The following is an 18,118-nucleotide window of genomic DNA, read 5'->3' on the forward strand; positions in this document are numbered from 1 at the left end:
GGCTCAGAGGCGCTGGTCCAGGAGGCCGGTGTCCACGTCGTAGACGAACCCGCCGACCTGGACGGTGTCGGGGATCAGCGGGTGGGTGCGGACCTTGCGGACGTCCTCGGCCAGCGCCTCGCCGTCGCCGACCCCGGGGCAGAGCGAGGAGCTCGAACAGCGCAACAACGACGCCAACACAGACGACCAGTCCGGCGTGTCCTCCGGCCGCCGCTGGTAGCACCCCGACCGGCGTGCCCTTCCGCCGCTGGGCTGGCTCCTGCCTGTGTCGCCTGTGGCCCGCGGTGTGTGCCGGGCCGCGGCACGACGTTGAGCGGCGGCACCGCTCGGCCGGGCGCCGTCGCCCCGCGGGGTCTCAGAGCGGCCGGACAGTGCCGGGGCCGGCGGGCTCGACCGCCTGCACCGGGGGAGTGATCGGCACCGGGTGGTCGGGAGGGGCGGTTCCGACCGCGCGCAGGATGAACGTGTCGAGGGCATCGAGGTAGGCGTCCCGCTCGGTCGGCTCGGTGGGTGTCGGCCTGCCGCCCATGACACAGGCGTGGATGAGGGGGATGACCTGGGAGAGGTCCTGGGCCGGAAGCGCCCCGGCCTCAATGGCCTCGGACAGGACCTGGTGGAGCAGCTGGGCCGTGTGCCCGGCATGCGCGCGCAGGCGGCCTGCGGTGTTGTGCGACACCGCGCTGGACAGCGCCCCGCCGGTGGGGAAGTGATAGCTGCGCTTGATAAGAGCCTGCTGCCGGATGTAGATCCGCAGGCGGTCGATCGGGTCCTCCGTCCCGGCCAGTGCCCGCCCCAGCTCCTCGGCGTACTGCGCCGTCGCGTGCTCCATGAAGGCCAGGAGGAGGTCCTCCTTGTCCGCGAAGTGGTTGTAGACGGCAGTGCGGCCCACGCCGGCATGGGCGGCGACGTCCGACAAGGTGATTTTGTCGAAGGAGTACTCGCTCATGAGGTCGTCCAGAGCGTGGAACAGGGCCTTTCTCGTGCGCTCGCGGTGCTCGGCGAGCGATCCCCCCATGATCTTCGGCATAGTGCCACTCTAGACCATGACGTGACGAAATGGCGGCAGGCGTCAGATCCCTCGGCCGAGGGCTGCCCTCCGCCGGCCGCTGCGCGGGGCGCTCTGTGGCGGCCGCTACGGTTTCTCGGCGGTGGTGCGCCGCAGGATCTCCTCGAGGATGGGCAGGTCGGCGGGCAACCAGGGCAGGTCGAGCACGGAGCCGAGCGGCACCCACCTCACCTCGGCGTGGGCGGCGCCTCGCGGCGGGAGGCCGGCGGTGCCGACGCTGCCGGCGGGCTCGGCGAGCCACACCCGCATGCGGAAGCCGTGGAGCACCGGCCATGCCGGCGCGTTGTCACCGGCGGCTCCGGTGGGTGGGGCCAGGACGGCCAGCGGTGCGGGGGGCGTGATCTCGGCGCCGGTCCGCACGACCAGCTCCAGCTCCTCGGTCAGCTCACGGGCCAATGCGGCCAGGGGGGTCTCGTCGGGTTCGACCTTGCCTCCGGGCAGCTCGTACTGGCCGGCATGCTCGGCCGGGTAGGACCGGGCGGTGCACAGCAGGGATGACGGTGTGCTCATCGAGTCGAGGACGGCGGCGGCGACGACGAGGCGGCCGGGGGTCCGTGGCGCCCGGGGCTGTGCACGATCCTGCATGCGGGGACTCTAGATGATTGACTCCCAGGGGTGGGCTGAGAGGTACGGGCCGGGCGCGCCGGTTAGGGGCCGGCGTCAGTCCGGTGTCCTTCCCCTCGGCGAGATCGGTAGATATGGCACCTCGAGATCGGGACATATGACCCCTCGAGATCGGTAGATATGGCACGGCCGGGCGCGGTTCGGGTGCACAGACTGGGCTGGCACACTCCAGCCCGTGAACGTCATCGCCCTGGTCTCCACTGCCGCGAGTCCCGGCCCTGCGCCCGCCGCACTCGGGGACGACCTGCTCGCCCGGATCCTGCCGACCGTGCCGCCGGGGAGGAACGCCCTGTGGCCGGCGCTTGTCGTGGTGGCCGTTGTCTACCTTCTGCCCGCGGCGCGCCGGTGGGGCCGGGCCGTCACGACGGTCGTCCATGAGGCGGGTCACGCAACCATGGGCGTGCTGACGGGGCGACGCTTCCATGGCTTCGTCGTGGAGCGGAACCTGGCGGGCAGCGCCGTGACCTCTGGGCGGTCCCATGGCCCGGCCCGCGTCCTGACGACCTGGGCGGGCTATCCCGCCCCGGCACTCGTGGGCACTGTCATGGTCGGGGCCGCACTGGCGGGGTGGAGCGGGTTCCTGCTCGTCCTCGGGCTGCTCGCCCTGGTCGTCCTGCTGGTCATGTCGCGTTCGCTGCGCACCGTCGGGCTCGTCGTGCTCATCGGCGCGCTGACCGCGGCACTGTGGTGGTGGGGCGACGCCGTGGGGGTCGTGGCGCTGCGGGCGGGTCTTGTCGCAGGGGTGGGCATGGTCCTGCTCGTGGGGGCGTGGGACTCGTTGGCGGACGTCGCTCGTTCCCGCGATGGCGCCCAGGACCACCGGACCCTGACCGCGTTGACCCGCGTCCCCTCCGGCCTGTGGCTGGCGAGCTGGTTCCTTGTCGATGCCGCGGCGACGGCGCTCGTCGGTTGGTGGGTGTGGGTGGGGCTGCGCTGAGGCGGTGCACGGGTGCGGCGCATCGGTGCCGGGCCGTGTCTGGGCGGAGCCGGGGCAGGTTCTGGGTAGCGTGGCGCGGCCATTCGAACGCAACGGTGGGGGAGGACGACGGTGGCCCGCGGCCCGGGTTGTCTCTCCCGGACCGCGGGCCCTCGTCGTCGAGGTGCCAATGCCTACCCGGTGTTCCCAGTGCCGGGGGCGGCAACCTCCTTCGCTGGAGGTGACCAGTGGGGGCTCCCTTAAACCCTCACCCGTCTCGGTGGCGGTCCGGTCACTGGGTTCCCCAACCCTCGCGGCCCGCCTCCGTCCAGCGGCAGTAACTAGTTAACCCCGTCATCCTGGACGCACACCCCCTTCTTGCCTGAGAAACACCTAGGAAACTGCTCTGCGAGCGCATCTCTGGACACCGGGACGCTAGAAATGTGACAAGCACGACTCCGTGTGGGTGCTGCGCGATGCCGCGCCCCCGCCGAACCGCACCCGGTGGCCTTCGGCCGTGTCGCGCTCGACCTCCCGGGTGGGTGCTCGGTGAACGGAGTGCGGGACCTCGCGGGACAGTTCGGGACCCGGCGGGACAGTGCGGGACCCGGTGCGACTCGGTGGGGCTCTGCCCGGTATGCCCTGTCTGCGCCCACGAGTCGCGAGCTGCGCCGCATCGGGGTGGTGCTCGCAGGGGGCGTGCTGCTCGATGGCGTCTCGGCGCCGTCCCGCAGCCCACGGAGTTGTGTCCGTCATGACGTGCCGGCTCGGCCGGGGCTGCGGGGTCGTGTTGGCCGTGACGGGCCGGACAGCATGCGCCGGGGCCCGGAGCAGTACGGCTCCGGGCCCCGGAATCGGAGCGGGCGACGGGAATCGAACCCGCGCTATCAGCTTGGGAAGCTGAGGTTCTACCATTGAACTACGCCCGCACGGCCACGTCGGTGGCAGGCGCGTGAAGCATAGCGCACGACCGGGGCCGTTGCGCAAACCGGGTCGCGGTCGGTCGACGCGGACTCGGTGTGGGCTCGGCCCCGCTCCCGGCTGAAGGGATGGCGTTCGCCCTCCGGGACTCCGTATGCTCCAACCCGATCCTGTATGCGACTGGAGAGGATATCGATGACTTCGCCCACGCCGGACCCCTACAACCAGCAGCCGGTAGGCTCCCCGCAACCGGGAGCCGGTTCGCAGTCCCCCTACCCGCAGCCCGCCTACGGAGAACAGTCGGCCTACCCGCAGCAGGGCTACGGCCAGCCCGCCTATGCGCAGCCGGGTCCGGGAGGCTTCGACGTGCCGCCGGAGCTTGCCCCTGCCGACGTCGGTTTCGGTGAGGCTTTCAAGCGGTACCTGAAGCGCTACGCCCAGTTCAAGGGGGCCGCCTCCCGCTCGGAGTACTGGTGGACCCAGCTGGCGCTGGCCCTTATCTACCTCATCCCGACGATCATCATCATCATCGGCGTCGCCGCGGCGGCGAGCACCGTCGAGCTCGACCCTGTGACCGGGGAGGTGACCGGCGCTGCTCCGGACGGAGGCTTGGGCGTTGTGGCCATCGGCTATGCGCTCTACGGCATCCTGTATCTGGCGTTCATCATCCCGTCGCTCGCACTGCTCGTCCGGCGACTCCACGACTCGGGCAAGCCCGGGCTGCTCGCCCTGCTCCTCCTTGTCCCCGGCGTGGGAGGAGTCATCCTTCTCGTGCTGGCCCTTATGCCGACCGACCGTGCCGCATGGCAGCGGGAGTGGTTCGTCTAACCGTCCGGCTCCGCAGGATGACGGCGGTCGCATGATGCGACGGGCCGCCGTCGTGCCTCGCCGGGGGCGTACCCTGGCGGGGCTGGGCCACCGGGTCCCGCACGCCAATCCACGGCAGGGAAAACCAAGGAGCGTAAGACCAACCATGTCCTCCCCTGAGTACGACCTCGGCGGCGCCCGTCCGTCCGAGCAGTCCTCCCTTCAGTCCGGTTCTTCCGATCTGGCCCCCTACCGTCCGACGGACGGTGAGCAGCCCGGCTATCAGGAGCCCTACGCCCAGGCGGGCTACCAGCAGCCCTACGCCCAGCCCGCCTACGGGATGAAGTCGAAGGTCGCGGCGGGGGTGCTCGGGATCCTCCTGGGGACGCTGGGTATCCACAACTTCTACCTGGGACACACCGGCAAGGGCATCGCTCAGCTGCTCATCTCCCTCCTGTCCCTCGGCATGCTGGCCTGGGTGGTGACGATCTGGGGCCTGGTCGAGGGCATCCTCATCCTGACCGCCGAGCCCGGTTCCCACCCGTGGGGCGTGGACGCCTATGGCACGCCCCTCCGTGCCTGAGCCCGGAGACGGGACCTGGCACAATCGGCACGTGCTGCTCTCCGACCGTGACATCCGGGCCGAGCTGGAGGCCGGCCGTGTCCAGCTCGACCCCTACGACCCGCAGATGATCCAGCCCGCCTCCATTGACGTGCGCCTGGACCGCTGGTTCCGCCTGTTCGACAATCACCGCTACCCGGTCATCGATCCGGCGGCCCGCCAGGACCACCTCACCCATCTCGTCGATGTCGGGCCCGACGAGCCCTTCGTCCTCCATCCGGGGGAGTTCGTCCTGGGGGCCACCTATGAGCGGATCACCCTGCCCGACGACGTAGCCGCGCGCCTCGAGGGCAAGTCGAGCCTGGGCCGCCTCGGCCTGCTCACCCACTCCACTGCCGGCTTCATCGATCCCGGCTTCTGCGGCCATGTCACCCTCGAGCTGTCGAACACCGCGACGATGCCGATCAAGCTGTGGCCGGGCATGAAAGTCGGCCAGCTGTGCTTCTTCCGCCTGTCGAGCCCGGCCCAGGCCCCCTACGGGCACGGCGCGACCGGCTCGCGCTACCAGGGGCAGCGCGGCCCGACCGCCTCGCGCTCCCACCAGTCCTTCCACCGCGTGCGGATCACGGAGGCCGGAGCGCACGACCACGACGCCACCCCCCACGACGAGGAGCATCCCGCATGAGCACCCCGACCCACGGTTCCTCGACCGACCTGGCCGTCTCGCTTCCCACCGACACGGCCACCTTCTCGGCCGCAGGCATGTTCCCGGTGGGCAGGATCGACACCCACCACATGCTCGTCCTGGCCGATGACGTGACCGCCGACGAGGTCGAGGCCCTGGCCCTGTCGCTGGACTCCCACGCGGGATGGGTGGGAGCCTCCCGTCTCCAGCTCGTCCCCGGCGTCGAGCTGCAGGGGCCCTGGGAGGTCGACGAGGAGCTGCGACGCCTCATGGGGCTGCCCGCCTGGGCCACCCAGGTCATGCTCCTGGAGTGCCCGCCGCACCGCACCGGTCCGCTGCCCGCAGCGCTGGCCGGCATCGACCCGGTCACCGACGCCTTCCCCCTGGCTCAGCCCGGAGGGGCCGAGCTGGAGGCGCTGACCTCCCTGCGCTCCATCGCCCGACGCCTGGCCGGTGGGCTGCGCCTGGCCGGGGACGCCCCCGACGGCGGTGCCTCGGTGCCCGTGCTCGTCGTCCCCGACCCGGAGATGTCGGTCTCTCTGACAGTCTTCTCCCCGGTGTGGATCGCCCCGGAGGGCGTGGTGGCGCTCGTGGCCTCTCATGCCCCGGGGGCGCGACTCCACCTGACCCCCACCCCCGTGCGCGGGGCAACGGGCCTGGCCGCGATCCCGGTCGACGAGCTCGAGCGTCTGGCCGCCGAGCTCGGCGAGGACGTCCTCGATGAGGCCTGGCGGCTGGCCGAGCGACGCCGGGAGGAGGCCGCCGAGCTGGAGGAGCAGGCGCGTCTGGCCGGGCACACCATCGAGGAGGAGCGCGACGGTTACGCCGTCGTCGCCGAGGTCGACGCCTCCCAGATCGGGTGGGGCGGCATCGAGGTGCGTGTCCAGGGCGCCGAGGACGTGCCCCTGTCGGTGCGCGGCGAGGCCTGGGCGCAGGGCGGTGTCATCTCCTACAGCATCGTGTGGAACCCTCACAACCCCTCCGACGCCCGCTCCGAGAACCTGCCGGCGCATGTGCGGGCCGAGCGCTCGGCCGCCCGCTCCCTCATCGAGGACGTCTCCCAGGCCATCCAGCGTGCAGCCGGGGGAGTGATGGTCGACGACGACGGTTTCCTCGTCGCCCTGTGACCTCCCCGGGGCGTCCGGGGCGCGCCGGGGCTCAGCCGGGCAGGGCAGTGCGCGGCACCCCGGCGCCGCGGCGGGGCAGGAGGAGGGCCTCCTGGCGCCTGGCCTCGCCCGCGTCCCAGTGCCAGCCGGCGAAGACCGCCGCCTCGTCCAGCGCCCGGGACCAGGCCGTCGACCGTTGACCGCGCCGACCTCCCACCGCCATGTAGTGGCGCAGCAGGCCGGCTGCGGCGTGGGCGTCGTCGAGGGCGCTGTGGTGGCGGCCGATCTCGACCCCCGCGACCTCGCAGCAGGTGACCAGCCGCCGTGAGGGCGTGGAGATGTACCGGCGGGCCAGCTCCATCGTGCACACCCGCGGCACGACCCAGCCGCGCTCGAGGCGGCCCAGCGCCCTCAGGGCGTGGCTGAGGAAACCGACGTCGAAGCGTGCGTTGTGGGCCACGACGGCCCTGCCCGCCAGGTCGCGCACGAGCAGGTCGGCGATCGCTGCCAGCGGCGGCGCACCATCGAGGTCGGTGGTGACGATGCCGTGGATGAAGGTGGGGCCCACGCCCACCCCCGCCCCGGGGTCGACCAGGGTCGACCACGATCGCTCCACCGCGCCGTCGGCGCCGACCAGGACCAGGCCGATCTCCAGGATCGAATCCTTCGTGGGGGACAGTCCCGTGGTCTCCAGGTCGAGGACCGCGTAGCCGCCCGCGGAGTCCGGACACTGCGGGCGGCGGGCCACCGAGTCCCGCACGGGCTCCGTCCGCGCGGTGGGGGCACCGGGGGCGCGGCCGGATCCGGCAGGGCTCAGGGGCAAGGACCCGCGCAGGTCCCGACGGTAGAAAGGCATCGGCCCCATCGTAGGTCACCCCGCCCACAGCCCCGACGGCGATAGGGTCGGGCCATGAGCCCCGCCAGCCCCGCGTCCAGTGCACCCACCGACGCCCTGACCACGCCGGAGCCGACACCGGTGGCCAACGCGACCATCGTGTCCCAGATGGCTCACCGCACCGTCCGCGCCTACACGGACGAGCCGTTGGCCCCCGAGACCCTCGAAACCCTCCTCGAGGTTGCGCGCCACGGCGCGACCTCCTCCTTCCAGCAGCAGGCCACGATCATCCGGGTGGTCGACCCCGCCGTGCGCGAACAGGTCCACCTCGCCTCGGGCCAGCCCTATGTCGGCGGAGCGCGTGGCGAGCTGTTCGTCCTCGTCGTCGACCTGCACCGCAATGCCGTCATTCGCGAGCGGGCCGGTGCGCCCGTCGAGCCCCTCGAGCGCACCTCCCTGTTCCTCCAGGGCGTGCAGGACACGATGATCGCCGCCCAGAACCTCGTCGTCGCCGCGGAGTCCCTCGGGCTGGGCACCACCTACCTCGGCTCGATCCTGGGCGACGCGCCGCGGGTGATCCGGGCGCTGGGCCTGCCCACCCGGACCTTCCCGTTGGTCGGGCTGCTCGTCGGCCACGCCGCCCAGGAGCCCCAGTACAAGCCCCGTTTGCCGCGGGAGCTCACCTGCGCGGTCGATGCCTACCCCGACCTCGAGGCGCATCGCGACGCCCTGGCCGACTACGACGCGCGTGTCGCGCAGTACTACGACCTGCGTGACACGAGCCGCCGTGTCGATGCCTTCACCACGCAGATCGCTCGCGCCCTGGGCGGCGGGGCGGCCTCCCAGGCCCCGGTGCTCGACGTCCTGCGCTCCCAGCTGCTGTGCCTGCGATGACGGCGCGGGGTGCCGGGGGGCCGACCGCCCTGACCGGGGACGAGGCGAGGGCCGCTCTTCCCGCCCTCGGCGGATTCGACGCGCCGGCGGCGGTGGTGGCGGCGGGCTGCGAGGGGCCTGGGGCCCTCGACGGGGACGGCTGGCGCACCCTGGTCGAGGCCGGCCCGGTCGACGAGGTCTTCCCGCTGGCCTCGGTGACCAAGCCGATTGTGGCGTGGAGCGTGCTGGTCGCCGTCGAGCGCGGGATGCTCGGCCTCGACGACCCGGCCGACCCTCCTGCGGGACCGGCGCTGCTTCAGGGGGCGAGCATCGCCCACCTCCTGGCGCACGCCAGCGGGGTGGCCTTCGACTCTGACGCGGTCCTGGCGGCACCCGGTACGCGGCGGATCTACTCCAACCGCGGTATCGAGATCCTGGCCGAGCGGCTCGTCGAGGCCACGGGCGTCCCGCTGGAGCAATGGGTCGAGACCGTTGTTCTCGAGCCCCTGGGCATGTCGACGGTCACGGTGCCCGGATCCCCTGCCCACTCCGGGGCGGGCAGCGCGCGAGACCTGGCCGTTTTCGCCCAGGAGATGGCCTCGCCCCGGCTCGTGTCGCGGGACCTGGCGGCCCGGGCCACCTCGGTCGTTCTGCCGGGGCTCGATGGAGTGCTGCCCGGTTACGGACGCCAGGCGCCCAACGACTTCGGGCTCGGTGTCGAGCTGCGCGGCGACAAGACGCCGCACTGGACGGGCTCGACCAACAGCTCGGCCACCTTCGGGCACTTCGGGCAGTCGGGCTCCTTCCTGTGGGTCGACCCGGTGGCCCGGCGGGTGGCAGTGTTCCTCGGGGCCGAGCCCTTCGGCCCCGCGCACCGGGCGGCCTGGCCCGCGCTCAGCGACGAGATCCTCGCCCTCTAACCGGCCCTCGAACCCGCTCGCCCTCCCCTCCTTCCCCGTGAGATCGGGACATATGACACCTCGAGATCGGTGCATCTGGCACGGCGCTGTGCGCCGGGTGCGCCCGGTCAGGTCAGGTCGACGACGACGGGCACGTGGTCGGAGGCGCCCTTGCCCTTGCGCTCATCGCGGTCGATCATCGCCCCGGTCACGCGCGCCTCGAAGGCGGGCGAGCCATAGACGAAGTCGATGCGCATGCCCTCATTGCGCGGGAATCGCAGCTTCTGGTAGTCCCAGTACGTGTAGTTGGTGACACGTGCCCGGGTCGCCTCGACCAGCCCCGCCTCCTCGAAGGCGGTGAAGGCCGCGCGCTCGGCCGCCGACACGTGCGTGGCGCCCTCGAAAGCGCCCATGTCCCACACGTCCTCGTCGCGAGGCGCCACGTTCCAGTCCCCGACGAGGGCGAGCGACTGGTCCGGGTCGGCGGCCAGCCAGCCCGCGACGTCCTCGCGCAGCCCCCGCAGCCACTCGAGCTTGTAGGCGTAGTGCGGGTGGTCCAGCTCCCGGCCGTTGGGGACATACAGGCTCCACAGGCGCACGGGCCCCGACCCAGCCCTCCCGACAGTGGCACCCAGGGCCCGGGCCTCGACGATGGCCTCGGCCCCCTCCTTGGCCGCCCAGGCGGGCTGACGGGGGAAGGAGGTGACGACCTCCGACAGGCCGACCCGGGAGGCGATCGCCACCCCATTCCACTGGTCCAGGCCGTGGACGGCCAGCTCGTAGCCGGCGGCCTCGAAGGGCTCCCGGGGGAACTGCTCGGGCCGGCACTTGATCTCCTGCATGGCGAGCGCGTCGACCTCCGAGCGCTCCAGAAAGGCGACGACCCGCTCGACGCGGGTGCGGACGGAGTTGACGTTCCAGGTTGCCAGGCGCATAGGCGCAGGCTACCCGGCGCGGTACGGATCTCGATCGCCCGCAACCGCCGGCCCCTGGGAGTCCATCATCTAGGCTGGCCGTCATGGGAACCGCGCTTATCACCGGGGCCACCGCCGGCATCGGCCTGGAGATCGCCTGGCAGCTGGCCCAGGCCCACCACGACCTCGTCCTCGTGGCGCGCGACGAGACGCGCCTGGACCAGACGGCCGCGCAGATCCATCAGCTGGCGGGGGTCGGGGTGCAGGTGTTGCCCGCCGACCTGTCCACGGCCGCCGGCAGGAGGGCGGTGGCCGACAGGCTGCGGCGGCCCAGCCCCGGTGGCGGGGCCTCGGGCAAGGGGGCGCAGGCGCCCGGTGCGCAGGACGCAACGCCGCCGGCATCCTCGGTCACCGGCGCCCGGGGGCCCAGGACCGCCGAGGAGGTCGCCGCCAGGCCGGTCGACCTGCTTGTCAACAACGCGGGCTTCGCAGTCGGCCAGCCCTTCGCCTCCGGCGCTATCGAGCAGGAGCGCCGGGCCCTGGACGTCATGGTCGGGGCGGTCATGGAGCTGACCCACGCCGTGGTGCCCGGCATGGTCGAGCGCGGCCACGGCGCCATTCTCAACGTCGCCTCCGTGACCGCCCTGACCGCCATGGGCACCTACGCCGCCCACAAGGCCTGGGTGCGCACCTTCACCGAAGGGCTCGCCTCGGAGCTGCGCGGCACGGGTGTGACGGTGACGGTGGTCAACCCCGGCCTGACCCACTCGGAGTTCCACGCCCGCGCCGGGATGGACGAGGACGCCTGGCCGGGGATCGTCTGGCTCCGCGCCGAGGACGTCGCGCGCGACGCGCTGGCCGCGGTGCGACGCGGCCAGGTCATCTGCACCCCCTCGGTCCGCTATCAGGCGGTCAACGCGGCGCTGCGGCTCAGCCCGCGCTGGCTGGTGCGCCGTGTGGCGGGGCATGCCAGCGTGCGCACCCGCTACTGAGCTGGCCCGCAGGATGATGGTGGGGACAGTGGACCGGCGGGCCCGTCCCTGACGCCGGCTCGGCAGCCCGGCCCCGATGCCGTCGGCCGACCCCGATGTCGTCGGCTGGCTCCCCCAGCCGAGGCCGGTTCGCAGCGGCGCTCGGACCCGAGGGCCGAGCACGCCGTACCTCTTTCGCTGTCGGCGCGCCTGCGGGCCCTGGTCACGGGCGCCGGGAACAGGGACCATGGGCCCATGGCTTCCATCACTTTGCACGGATCCCCTGTCACCACTGTCGGAGAGCTGCCGGCCGTCGGCACCCCGGCTCCAGCCTTCGACCTCGTCGGCGCCGACCTCGCCCCCGTGACGAACGCCTCACTGGCCGGCCGTCGCGTCGTACTCAACATCTTCCCCTCGGTGGACACCGGCGTGTGCGCCACGAGTGTGCGCGAGTTCAACAAGCGGGCTTCCGGCCTGGACAACACGACCGTCGTGTGCGTCTCGGCCGACCTGCCCTTCGCGGCGGCGCGGTTCTGCGGTGCTGAGGGCCTCGACAACGTCGTGACCGGCTCGGCCTTCCGCTCCAGCTTCGGGCAGGACTACGGCGTGACCTTCGCCGACGGCCCACTGACCGGCCTGCTGTCGCGCGCGGTCGTCGTGCTCGACGCCGACGGGACCGTCCTGCACGCCCAGCAGGTCCCCGAGACCGGCGAGGAGCCCGACTACGAGGCCGCGGTCGCCGCGCCCGCCTGCGCCCCGGGCCGCGGATCACCGGGGGGGCGGCCCCGGGGGGCACGCGCCGTTCTGAGCCCTTGTCGGGGCCCATGTCTGGACCCATGTCGCGGCCAAGGGACCATCATGCCTCTAGCCTAGGGGCGTGAGCACCAACGACTCCCAGCGAGCCCGTCTCGCCCAGCTCGTCAACGACCTTGCCGTCGTGCGCGGCAAGGTCACCCTCGCCTCCGGCCTGGAGTCCGACTTCTACGTCGACATGCGCCGCGCCACCCTCCACCATGAGGCCGCCCCCCTCATCGGGCATGTCATGCTCGACATGCTCGAGGAGGCGGGGCTGGGCACGGAGGATATTGACGCCGTCGGCGGCCTGACCATGGGGGCCGACCCCGTGGCCACGGCGATGCTCCACGCCGCCGCCTCCCGCGGTCTGGACCTCGACGCCTTCGTCGTGCGCAAGGCGGCCAAGGACCACGGCATGAGGCGCCGGGTCGAGGGGCCGGAGGTCGCCGGGCGCAGGGTCCTCGTCCTCGAGGACACCTCCACCACCGGGGGGTCGCCGCTCGAGGCCGTCGAGGCGCTGCGCGAGGCCGGAGCCGAGGTGCTGGCGGTGGCCGTCATCGTCGACCGGGACACCGGCGCACGTGAGCGGATCGAGGCCGCGGGGCTGCCCTACCACGCCGCACTGGGCCTGGGCGACCTCGGCCTGGGCTGAGCAGTGGGAAGGGGGCGGGGGCCGCGCGGGTTGGGCGACGACGGCGACCGTGGTCTCGGTGACGACGGCCGCGACCACTGGGCGGGCCTGCCTCCCGACGACGATGCCCCGGCGGACCGACGCGAGATCGGCGTCGGCCCCTGGCCCGGCGGCCCGGATGCGTGGCCCGATGACCCCCGCCTCGACCCCGCGCTGCTGGCCGCAGGCGACCGGCGCAACGTCGTCGACCGCTACCGCTACTGGTCGGTCGAGGCGATCCGCGAGGACCTCGCCGGGCGCGCGCACGGGCTGCACGTGGCCATCGAGAACGTCTCACAGGACCTCAATATCGGCTCGATCGTGCGCAGCGCCAACGCCTTCAACGTCGGTGGCGTCCATATCGTGGGCCGACGCCGGTGGAACCGGCGCGGGGCCATGGTGACCGACCGCTACCTCCGGGTCATCCACCACGAGGCGCCCGAGGGGCTGCTGGACTGGACCGAGCAGGCCGGTTATGAGGTCGTGGCGATCGACAACGGGCCGGGCGCCGGTGTGCTGGAGAGCGCTGCGCTGCCCGAGCGATGCGTGCTCGTCTTCGGCTCCGAGGGGGAGGGGATCAGCCCGCAGCTGCTGGCGGGCTGTCGCAGGATGCTGCGGATCGGTCAGTACGGCTCGACCCGCTCGATCAACGTCGCCGCGGCCGCCGCCGTGGCGATGCACGTCTGGATCCTCCAGCACGGCGGCGCGGCGCCCGACTGAGGCCTCGGCCTCCGGCCGGGCGGCTGGGCAAGGGCGGGAGGTGACCCGGGACCATGATCCGCTACACCCGGGATCGGATCCGTGGAAGAATCACTGATGCACCACTGCACTTTCACCGACATCAGGAGGCCCCCAGTGGCTATTGCAACCCCGGAGTCCTACGCCGACATGCTCGACAGGGCGAAGGCCGGAAAGTACGCCATCCCCGCGATCAACGTCACCTCGTCCCAGACCCTGTCCGCCGCCCTCAAGGGCTTCGCCGACGCCGAGTCCGACGGCATCGTGCAGATCTCCAACGGCGGTGCCGCCTACTGGTCGGGCTCCTCGCGCGCGGACAAGGTGAAGGGCTCCATCGCCTTCGCCGCTTACGCCCGCGCGGTCGGTGACCTCTACCCCGGCACCATCGGCCTGCACACCGACCACTGCCCCAAGGCCATGCTCGAGCCCTGGGTCCTGCCGCTGCTCGAGATCGAGGCTGAGCAGGTCAAGCGCGGTGAGCTGCCCATGTTCAACTCCCACATGTGGGACGGCTCGGCCGAGTCCCTCGACGACAACATCGAGATCGCCGTCGACATGCTGGCCCGCGCCAAGGCCGCCAACGTCGTCCTGGAGATCGAGATCGGCGCCGTCGGCGGCGAGGAGGACGGCATCACCGGGGATGAGAACGCCAACCTCTACACGACGGCCGACGACGCCTGGCGCGCCATCGAGGCCCTCGGCCTGGGCGAGAACGGCCGCTACATCACGGCCCTGACCTTCGGCAACGTGCACGGCTCCTACAAGCCCGGCCACGTCAAGCTGCGCCCGGAGATCCTCGGTGACATCCAGGACGAGTGCGCCAAGCGCCTCGGTGACCGCCTGGCCTCCAAGGTCGGCGACACCTCCTCGCCCTTCGACCTGGTCATGCACGGCGGCTCCGGCTCCACCGACGAGGAGATCGCCACCGCGGTGCGCAACGGCGTCATCAAGATGAACGTCGACACTGACACCCAGTACGCCTACACCCGCCCCGTCGTCGACTGGATGCTCACCAACTACGAGGGCGTCCTCAAGATCGACGGCGAGGTCGGCAACAAGAAGAAGTACGACCCGCGCGCCTGGGGCAAGGCCGCCGAGGAGGGCATGGCCGCCCGCGTCGTCGAGGCCTGCCAGCGCCTGGGCTCGGTCGGCTCGGCCAAGCGCTGAGTCCGCGACCCGGTGGGTTCCGGCCCGGCGTCGGCACCCACTGATCATCCACCCGCACGCCTGGGCCCCGGCACCCTCACGGTGCCGGGGCCCAGGCGTGCGGGCGTCGGGACCTCACCGGGAGGAGGCCATGGGCGTGGGGCACCTGCCCGCGCCCGCCGGTGCGGACTCCCGGGCACGGTGCGAGGTGGTCTCGGGTAGGCTTGCCGCGGCGCGGCCCTCGCCGTGCAGACACCGAGCCAGGGAGCAGCCATGCCAGCCGTCGTCGTCGTGGGGACCCAGTGGGGGGACGAGGGAAAGGGGAAGGCCACCGACCAGCTCGGCCAGGACGTCGACTACGTCGTCAAGTTCAACGGCGGCAACAACGCGGGCCACACGGTCGTCATCGACGGGGAGACCTTCGCCTTTCACCTGCTGCCCGCCGGGGTGCTCACCCCCGGTGTCACCCCGGTCATCGGCAACGGGGTGGTCGTGGACCTGGAGGTCCTGTTCAACGAGATCGTGGAGATCACGGAGCGGGGCAAGGACGCCTCGAGCCTGCTCATCTCCGCCAACGCCCACATCATCCCCTCCTACAACCGGGTCCTGGACCGCACGACGGAGCGCTTCCTGGGCGCCCGGCAGCTGGGCACGACCGGCCGCGGGATCGGCCCCACCTACGCCGACAAGATGAACCGGGTGGGCATCCGGGTCCAGGACCTCTTCGACGAGTCGATCCTGCGCCAGAAGGTCCACAGCGCACTCGATCAGAAGAACAGCCTCTTCCTCAAGGTGTTCAACCGCCCGGCCATCGACCCCGATGCCGTGGCCGACGACCTGCTGTCCTACGCCGAGCGGGTCCGTCCCATGGTCGTCGACTGCTCCCTGCTGCTCAACGACGCCCTCGACGCCGGCAAGACCGTGCTCTTCGAGGCCGGGCAGGCCACGATGCTCGACATCGACCACGGCACCTACCCCTTCGTCACCTCCTCCAGCCCGACCTCCGGGGGAGCGTGCACCGGCACCGGAGTGGGCCCCACCCGCATCGACTCGGTGGTCGGTGTCGTCAAGGCCTACACGACCCGGGTCGGCGAGGGTCCCTTCCCCACCGAGCTGAGCGATGCCGTCGGTGAGCGGCTGCGTGCCGAGGGTGGGGAGTACGGGGTGACCACGGGTCGTCCGCGGCGCTGCGGATGGCACGACGCCGTCGTGACCCGGTACGCGGCCAGGGTCAACGGACTGACCGACCTGGTCCTCACCAAGCTCGACGTCCTGACCGGTCATGAGACGATCCCCGTGTGCGTGGCCTACGAGGTCGACGGCGTGCGCAGCGAGGAGATGCCGCTGACCCAGTCCGAGTTCCACCACGCGGTTCCCGTCTACGAGGAGCTGCCCGGCTGGACCGAGGACATCACCGGTGTCCGGGAGTTCTCCGACCTGCCGCGCGCGGCGCAGGACTATGTGCGGCGCATCGAGGAGCTGGCCCGCACCCGGGTGTCCGTCATCGGCGTGGGTGCCGGCCGCGAGGCCACGATCACCCGCCACGCCCTGCTGGGCTGAGCCGGGCCGTCACATCCCCGCCCCGTGTTGGGGCGGTTCGGGAACGATGCCTCGGTGCGATGCGTCGGCGCGCCCCGGTGCGCCCGCCGGGGCAAGGTTGGCCGACGTCGCGGCAGCGGCGGCCCGGCAGGGCCGGCCCCGTGTCGACCCGCTCGTGCCTCCCGCCCTGTCCTCCGCGCATGCCCGGTGCGGCCCCATCGGGACCCGCGGTCCGGCGCTCGCGCGGGCACCGAACCGCCTGCCGTGAGGGACTTCAGTACTGGCCCTGGCCGCCCGGGTTGTAGGGCTGCTGGGGGTCCTGCGGGTAGGGCCCCGGCTGCTGGTAGCCGGGCTGGCCGGGCTGGGCCTGGTAACCCGGCTGCTGGTAGCCGGGCTGGAGGGGGACCGAGCCGGCCGGCGGCAGCTGGCCGCGGCGCTTCTTCTTGCTCGCGACGACGATGGCGACGATGATGCCGATGAGGGCGGCGACGCCGACGATGGCGCCGATAATGAGCGGCAGCGGGTTGGACGGGGAGTCCTTGCCCTCGGCGCGCAGCGTCGTCTCGCTCTCGTTGAGCAGGTCGTTCCAGGTGACGGTCGAGCCGTCGATCTCAGCGTTGCCGTTGGCCTCGGTGACCTTGCCCGGGAAGGTGACCGTCACGCTGGTCTGGATGTCGTCGGCGCTCGTGCCGCTCAGTGCGGCGCTGGCCCCCACCTGCTCCTTGATGCCGGAGATCTCAAGGACGACGATGTAGAGATCGCCCTCGTGGGTGATTTTCGACTCTGAGCCCTCTTCCTGGGCGAACTCCGACAACGGCACCGCCTCGGCCTGCTGCTCGCAGGCCGGCTTCCCCTCGTACTCGGTGAAGGTGTAGGTCGAGTCGAAGGAGTCGCCGGAGGACTCGGTGCAGTACTCCTCGGTCACCTCGTCGCCCCAGGTCGTCGCGACGAAGTCGACCGTGTCATTCTCATGGATGGTGAAGTCGTACGTCGCGCCGCAGGCGCTCAGCGCCAGGACGAGGGGGACGAGGGCAGCTGCGCCCAGACGGCGCAGGGATCTGCGCAAGGGGGGTCTCATGGCGGTGAGTCTACGTACTGTCGCCCCGTAAGGGGGGCCGTTGCGAGGGGATCCCGCCGGTGTACGACTCCCCATGGAGTGCGCGGACGGTGGCGCCCCGACAGCTCAGTGTTTGTCGGTGGGTCGGTTGTCACGGCGGCCGCGTGTACGGCGCCGCCAGCCGAGCACACCGAGGGCGGCGCCGGCGGCGACAACCAGCCCGACGATCCATGGGGCGTAGCGGTCCCACACGTTCATGCCCTCGTGGGATGTGGCGTACCCCGAGGCGCTGACCCCGCCGGCCAGGACATCGGCGTCGTCCCAGGTGACCGTCGAGCCGGACACCGAGCCCCCGCCGTCGTCGACCACCGCCCCGGGGAAGCTCACCGACACGTGCGCGTCGACCACCTCGGCCAGGGACGGGGTGGTCGACGCGGCGCCGGGCACCGCCCCCTCGGTCCCCTCGGCGGTGGCCGCGGCCCCATCGGCCAGGTAGGGGGCGATGGTGACGATGTAGAGGTCCCCGTCGCGCACGACGAGGGAGCCCTCGGTCTGGGCGCCGTCGGCCTCGGGGACGGTGACCCCCGAGACCGTGACCTCGCAGCCGATGCCCTCGGAGTCGCCGGCGGTCCCCACCGGGGTGGAGGTGACGGTGGCGCCCTGGGAGGCGCCGACGAGCTCGGGGTCGGCGTAGTCGTTGCAGTCGGTCTGCTCGGTGAAGACGGTTCCGGTGGTGTCTCGCATGACCATGACGACGTCGTAGGCCCCCGCCTCGTCGATCGTCATGTCCATATGCGCCGTGCAGGCCGACAGGCCCAGGCCGGTGCCCGCCGCGGCGAGCGCCACGAGGGGGGCGGTCACGGCGCGGCTCCACCCGCGTGGGCGAGACGGCTTCCGGTCGACAGGGGGCACGCCCCGACGCTACACGCCGACCCCGGTGCCGCGGTGTGGGGAGGAACACGGTCCGTGTGCGCCGATGGCGGAGCCGGTGGGA

19 protein-coding genes, 1 tRNA gene and 1 pseudogene are annotated in these 18,118 nt (G+C 72.1%); 13 read left to right on the forward strand and 8 right to left on the reverse strand.

The window, feature by feature from the left end; all coding sequences use genetic code 11:
- Positions 1 to 3 precede the first annotated feature (3 nt).
- From Q4C85_RS09430 to Q4C85_RS09440, 3 genes are all read right to left on the reverse strand, one after another.
- Positions 4 to 168, reverse strand: coding sequence for a hypothetical protein (locus Q4C85_RS09430; RefSeq protein ID WP_303141552.1), 165 nt, complete (start codon positions 166 to 168; stop codon positions 4 to 6).
- Between the two features lie 187 nt (positions 169 to 355).
- Positions 356 to 1,027, reverse strand: a complete 672-nt coding sequence (locus Q4C85_RS09435) for a TetR/AcrR family transcriptional regulator (RefSeq protein WP_303141554.1) — start codon at positions 1,025 to 1,027, stop codon at positions 356 to 358.
- A gap of 105 nt (positions 1,028 to 1,132) precedes the next feature.
- Positions 1,133 to 1,651, reverse strand: coding sequence for an NUDIX domain-containing protein (locus Q4C85_RS09440; protein WP_303141555.1), 519 nt, complete (start codon positions 1,649 to 1,651; stop codon positions 1,133 to 1,135).
- Positions 1,652 to 1,958: 307 nt separating this feature from the next.
- On the opposite strand from Q4C85_RS09440, the gene Q4C85_RS09445 reads away from it, so the two are divergent.
- Positions 1,959 to 2,627, forward strand: a complete 669-nt coding sequence (locus Q4C85_RS09445; protein WP_303141583.1) for a M50 family metallopeptidase — start codon at positions 1,959 to 1,961, stop codon at positions 2,625 to 2,627.
- Between the two features lie 837 nt (positions 2,628 to 3,464).
- Here Q4C85_RS09445 and Q4C85_RS09450 read toward each other — a convergent pair.
- Positions 3,465 to 3,535: transfer RNA gene (locus Q4C85_RS09450), tRNA-Gly, on the reverse strand.
- 187 nt (positions 3,536 to 3,722) lie between these two features.
- Here Q4C85_RS09450 and Q4C85_RS09455 point away from each other — a divergent pair.
- The 4 genes from Q4C85_RS09455 to Q4C85_RS09470 all read left to right on the forward strand — a co-directional run bounded on the left by Q4C85_RS09455 (position 3,723) and on the right by Q4C85_RS09470 (position 6,708).
- Positions 3,723 to 4,355, forward strand: a complete 633-nt coding sequence (locus tag Q4C85_RS09455; protein ID WP_303141556.1) for a DUF805 domain-containing protein — start codon at positions 3,723 to 3,725, stop codon at positions 4,353 to 4,355.
- A gap of 145 nt (positions 4,356 to 4,500) precedes the next feature.
- Positions 4,501 to 4,917, forward strand: a complete 417-nt coding sequence (locus Q4C85_RS09460) for a TM2 domain-containing protein (protein ID WP_303141557.1) — start codon at positions 4,501 to 4,503, stop codon at positions 4,915 to 4,917.
- A gap of 31 nt (positions 4,918 to 4,948) precedes the next feature.
- Positions 4,949 to 5,581: a dCTP deaminase gene (gene dcd / locus Q4C85_RS09465; RefSeq protein WP_303141559.1), complete on the forward strand. Its 633-nt coding sequence runs from the start codon at positions 4,949 to 4,951 to the stop codon at positions 5,579 to 5,581.
- A complete protein-coding gene (locus tag Q4C85_RS09470; protein ID WP_303141561.1) occupies positions 5,578 to 6,708 on the forward strand; it encodes a hypothetical protein in 1,131 nt (376 codons plus the stop codon). Before dcd ends, Q4C85_RS09470 begins: the two co-directional genes overlap by 4 nt.
- 31 nt (positions 6,709 to 6,739) lie before the next feature.
- Here the strand turns inward: Q4C85_RS09470 and Q4C85_RS09475 are convergent, their stop codons facing one another.
- Positions 6,740 to 7,543, reverse strand: a complete 804-nt coding sequence (locus Q4C85_RS09475; RefSeq protein ID WP_303141563.1) for a 3'-5' exonuclease — start codon at positions 7,541 to 7,543, stop codon at positions 6,740 to 6,742.
- Positions 7,544 to 7,597: 54 nt separating this feature from the next.
- On the opposite strand from Q4C85_RS09475, the gene Q4C85_RS09480 reads away from it, so the two are divergent.
- Positions 7,598 to 8,416, forward strand: a complete 819-nt coding sequence (locus Q4C85_RS09480; RefSeq protein WP_303141565.1) for a nitroreductase family protein — start codon at positions 7,598 to 7,600, stop codon at positions 8,414 to 8,416.
- The gene (locus Q4C85_RS09485) at positions 8,413 to 9,315 is read left to right on the forward strand and encodes a serine hydrolase (protein WP_303141566.1); all 903 of its coding nucleotides are present in this window, start codon (positions 8,413 to 8,415) and stop codon (positions 9,313 to 9,315) included. Before Q4C85_RS09480 ends, Q4C85_RS09485 begins: the two co-directional genes overlap by 4 nt.
- Positions 9,316 to 9,422: 107 nt before the next feature.
- Here the strand turns inward: Q4C85_RS09485 and Q4C85_RS09490 are convergent, their stop codons facing one another.
- Complete coding sequence (locus tag Q4C85_RS09490; RefSeq protein ID WP_303141568.1) at positions 9,423 to 10,229, reverse strand: exodeoxyribonuclease III; 807 nt, start codon at positions 10,227 to 10,229, stop codon at positions 9,423 to 9,425.
- 83 nt (positions 10,230 to 10,312) lie between these two features.
- On the opposite strand from Q4C85_RS09490, the gene Q4C85_RS09495 reads away from it, so the two are divergent.
- The 6 genes and pseudogenes from Q4C85_RS09495 (at position 10,313) to Q4C85_RS09520 (ending at position 16,088) form a co-directional block, all read left to right on the forward strand.
- Positions 10,313 to 11,200 carry an SDR family oxidoreductase gene (locus tag Q4C85_RS09495; RefSeq protein WP_303141570.1) on the forward strand — a complete coding sequence of 296 codons (888 nt, stop codon included), beginning with the start codon at positions 10,313 to 10,315 and terminating at the stop codon, positions 11,198 to 11,200.
- A gap of 234 nt (positions 11,201 to 11,434) precedes the next feature.
- A pseudogene (tpx, locus tag Q4C85_RS09500) lies at positions 11,435 to 11,929 on the forward strand (thiol peroxidase); the annotation flags it as partial.
- Positions 11,930 to 12,056: 127 nt separating this feature from the next.
- Positions 12,057 to 12,626 (forward strand): orotate phosphoribosyltransferase, encoded by a 570-nt coding sequence (gene pyrE / locus Q4C85_RS09505; RefSeq protein ID WP_303141572.1) that lies wholly within the window; start codon positions 12,057 to 12,059, stop codon positions 12,624 to 12,626.
- A gap of 30 nt (positions 12,627 to 12,656) precedes the next feature.
- A complete protein-coding gene (locus Q4C85_RS09510; RefSeq protein ID WP_303141574.1) occupies positions 12,657 to 13,364 on the forward strand; it encodes a TrmH family RNA methyltransferase in 708 nt (235 codons plus the stop codon).
- A gap of 135 nt (positions 13,365 to 13,499) precedes the next feature.
- Complete coding sequence (fbaA, locus tag Q4C85_RS09515; RefSeq protein WP_303141576.1) at positions 13,500 to 14,549, forward strand: class II fructose-bisphosphate aldolase; 1,050 nt, start codon at positions 13,500 to 13,502, stop codon at positions 14,547 to 14,549.
- A 252-nt stretch (positions 14,550 to 14,801) separates the two neighbouring features.
- Positions 14,802 to 16,088 (forward strand): adenylosuccinate synthase, encoded by a 1,287-nt coding sequence (locus tag Q4C85_RS09520; RefSeq protein ID WP_303141578.1) that lies wholly within the window; start codon positions 14,802 to 14,804, stop codon positions 16,086 to 16,088.
- A gap of 253 nt (positions 16,089 to 16,341) precedes the next feature.
- Here the strand turns inward: Q4C85_RS09520 and Q4C85_RS09525 are convergent, their stop codons facing one another.
- Both Q4C85_RS09525 and Q4C85_RS09530 read right to left on the reverse strand, forming a co-directional pair.
- The gene (locus Q4C85_RS09525) at positions 16,342 to 17,145 is read right to left on the reverse strand and encodes a resistance to Congo red protein (RefSeq protein ID WP_303141580.1); all 804 of its coding nucleotides are present in this window, start codon (positions 17,143 to 17,145) and stop codon (positions 16,342 to 16,344) included.
- A 105-nt stretch (positions 17,146 to 17,250) separates the two neighbouring features.
- Entirely contained in the window at positions 17,251 to 17,985 is a 735-nt protein-coding gene (locus Q4C85_RS09530) for a hypothetical protein (RefSeq protein WP_303141582.1), read from the reverse strand.
- Positions 17,986 to 18,118: the final 133 nt, after the last annotated feature.

It is taken from the genome of Actinomyces sp., from assembly GCF_030524025.1.
Classification (GTDB): domain Bacteria; phylum Actinomycetota; class Actinomycetes; order Actinomycetales; family Actinomycetaceae; genus Actinomyces.

Bases quoted from the DNA above. Each gene is read 5' to 3' on its own strand.
- Q4C85_RS09435 (WP_303141554.1), bottom strand. From the start codon at position 1,027: ATGCCGAAGATCATGGGGGGATCGCTCGCCGAGCACCGCGAGCGCACG.
- Q4C85_RS09440 (WP_303141555.1), bottom strand. From the start codon at position 1,651: ATGCAGGATCGTGCACAGCCCCGGGCGCCACGGACCCCCGGCCGCCTC.
- Q4C85_RS09455 (WP_303141556.1), top strand. From the start codon at position 3,723: ATGACTTCGCCCACGCCGGACCCCTACAACCAGCAGCCGGTAGGCTCC.
- Q4C85_RS09460 (WP_303141557.1), top strand. From the start codon at position 4,501: ATGTCCTCCCCTGAGTACGACCTCGGCGGCGCCCGTCCGTCCGAGCAG.
- Q4C85_RS09470 (WP_303141561.1), top strand. From the start codon at position 5,578: ATGAGCACCCCGACCCACGGTTCCTCGACCGACCTGGCCGTCTCGCTT.
- Q4C85_RS09475 (WP_303141563.1), bottom strand. From the start codon at position 7,543: ATGCCTTTCTACCGTCGGGACCTGCGCGGGTCCTTGCCCCTGAGCCCT.
- Q4C85_RS09480 (WP_303141565.1), top strand. From the start codon at position 7,598: ATGAGCCCCGCCAGCCCCGCGTCCAGTGCACCCACCGACGCCCTGACC.
- Q4C85_RS09485 (WP_303141566.1), top strand. From the start codon at position 8,413: ATGACGGCGCGGGGTGCCGGGGGGCCGACCGCCCTGACCGGGGACGAG.
- Q4C85_RS09490 (WP_303141568.1), bottom strand. From the start codon at position 10,229: ATGCGCCTGGCAACCTGGAACGTCAACTCCGTCCGCACCCGCGTCGAG.
- Q4C85_RS09495 (WP_303141570.1), top strand. From the start codon at position 10,313: ATGGGAACCGCGCTTATCACCGGGGCCACCGCCGGCATCGGCCTGGAG.
- Q4C85_RS09520 (WP_303141578.1), top strand. From the start codon at position 14,802: ATGCCAGCCGTCGTCGTCGTGGGGACCCAGTGGGGGGACGAGGGAAAG.
- Q4C85_RS09525 (WP_303141580.1), bottom strand. From the start codon at position 17,145: ATGAGACCCCCCTTGCGCAGATCCCTGCGCCGTCTGGGCGCAGCTGCC.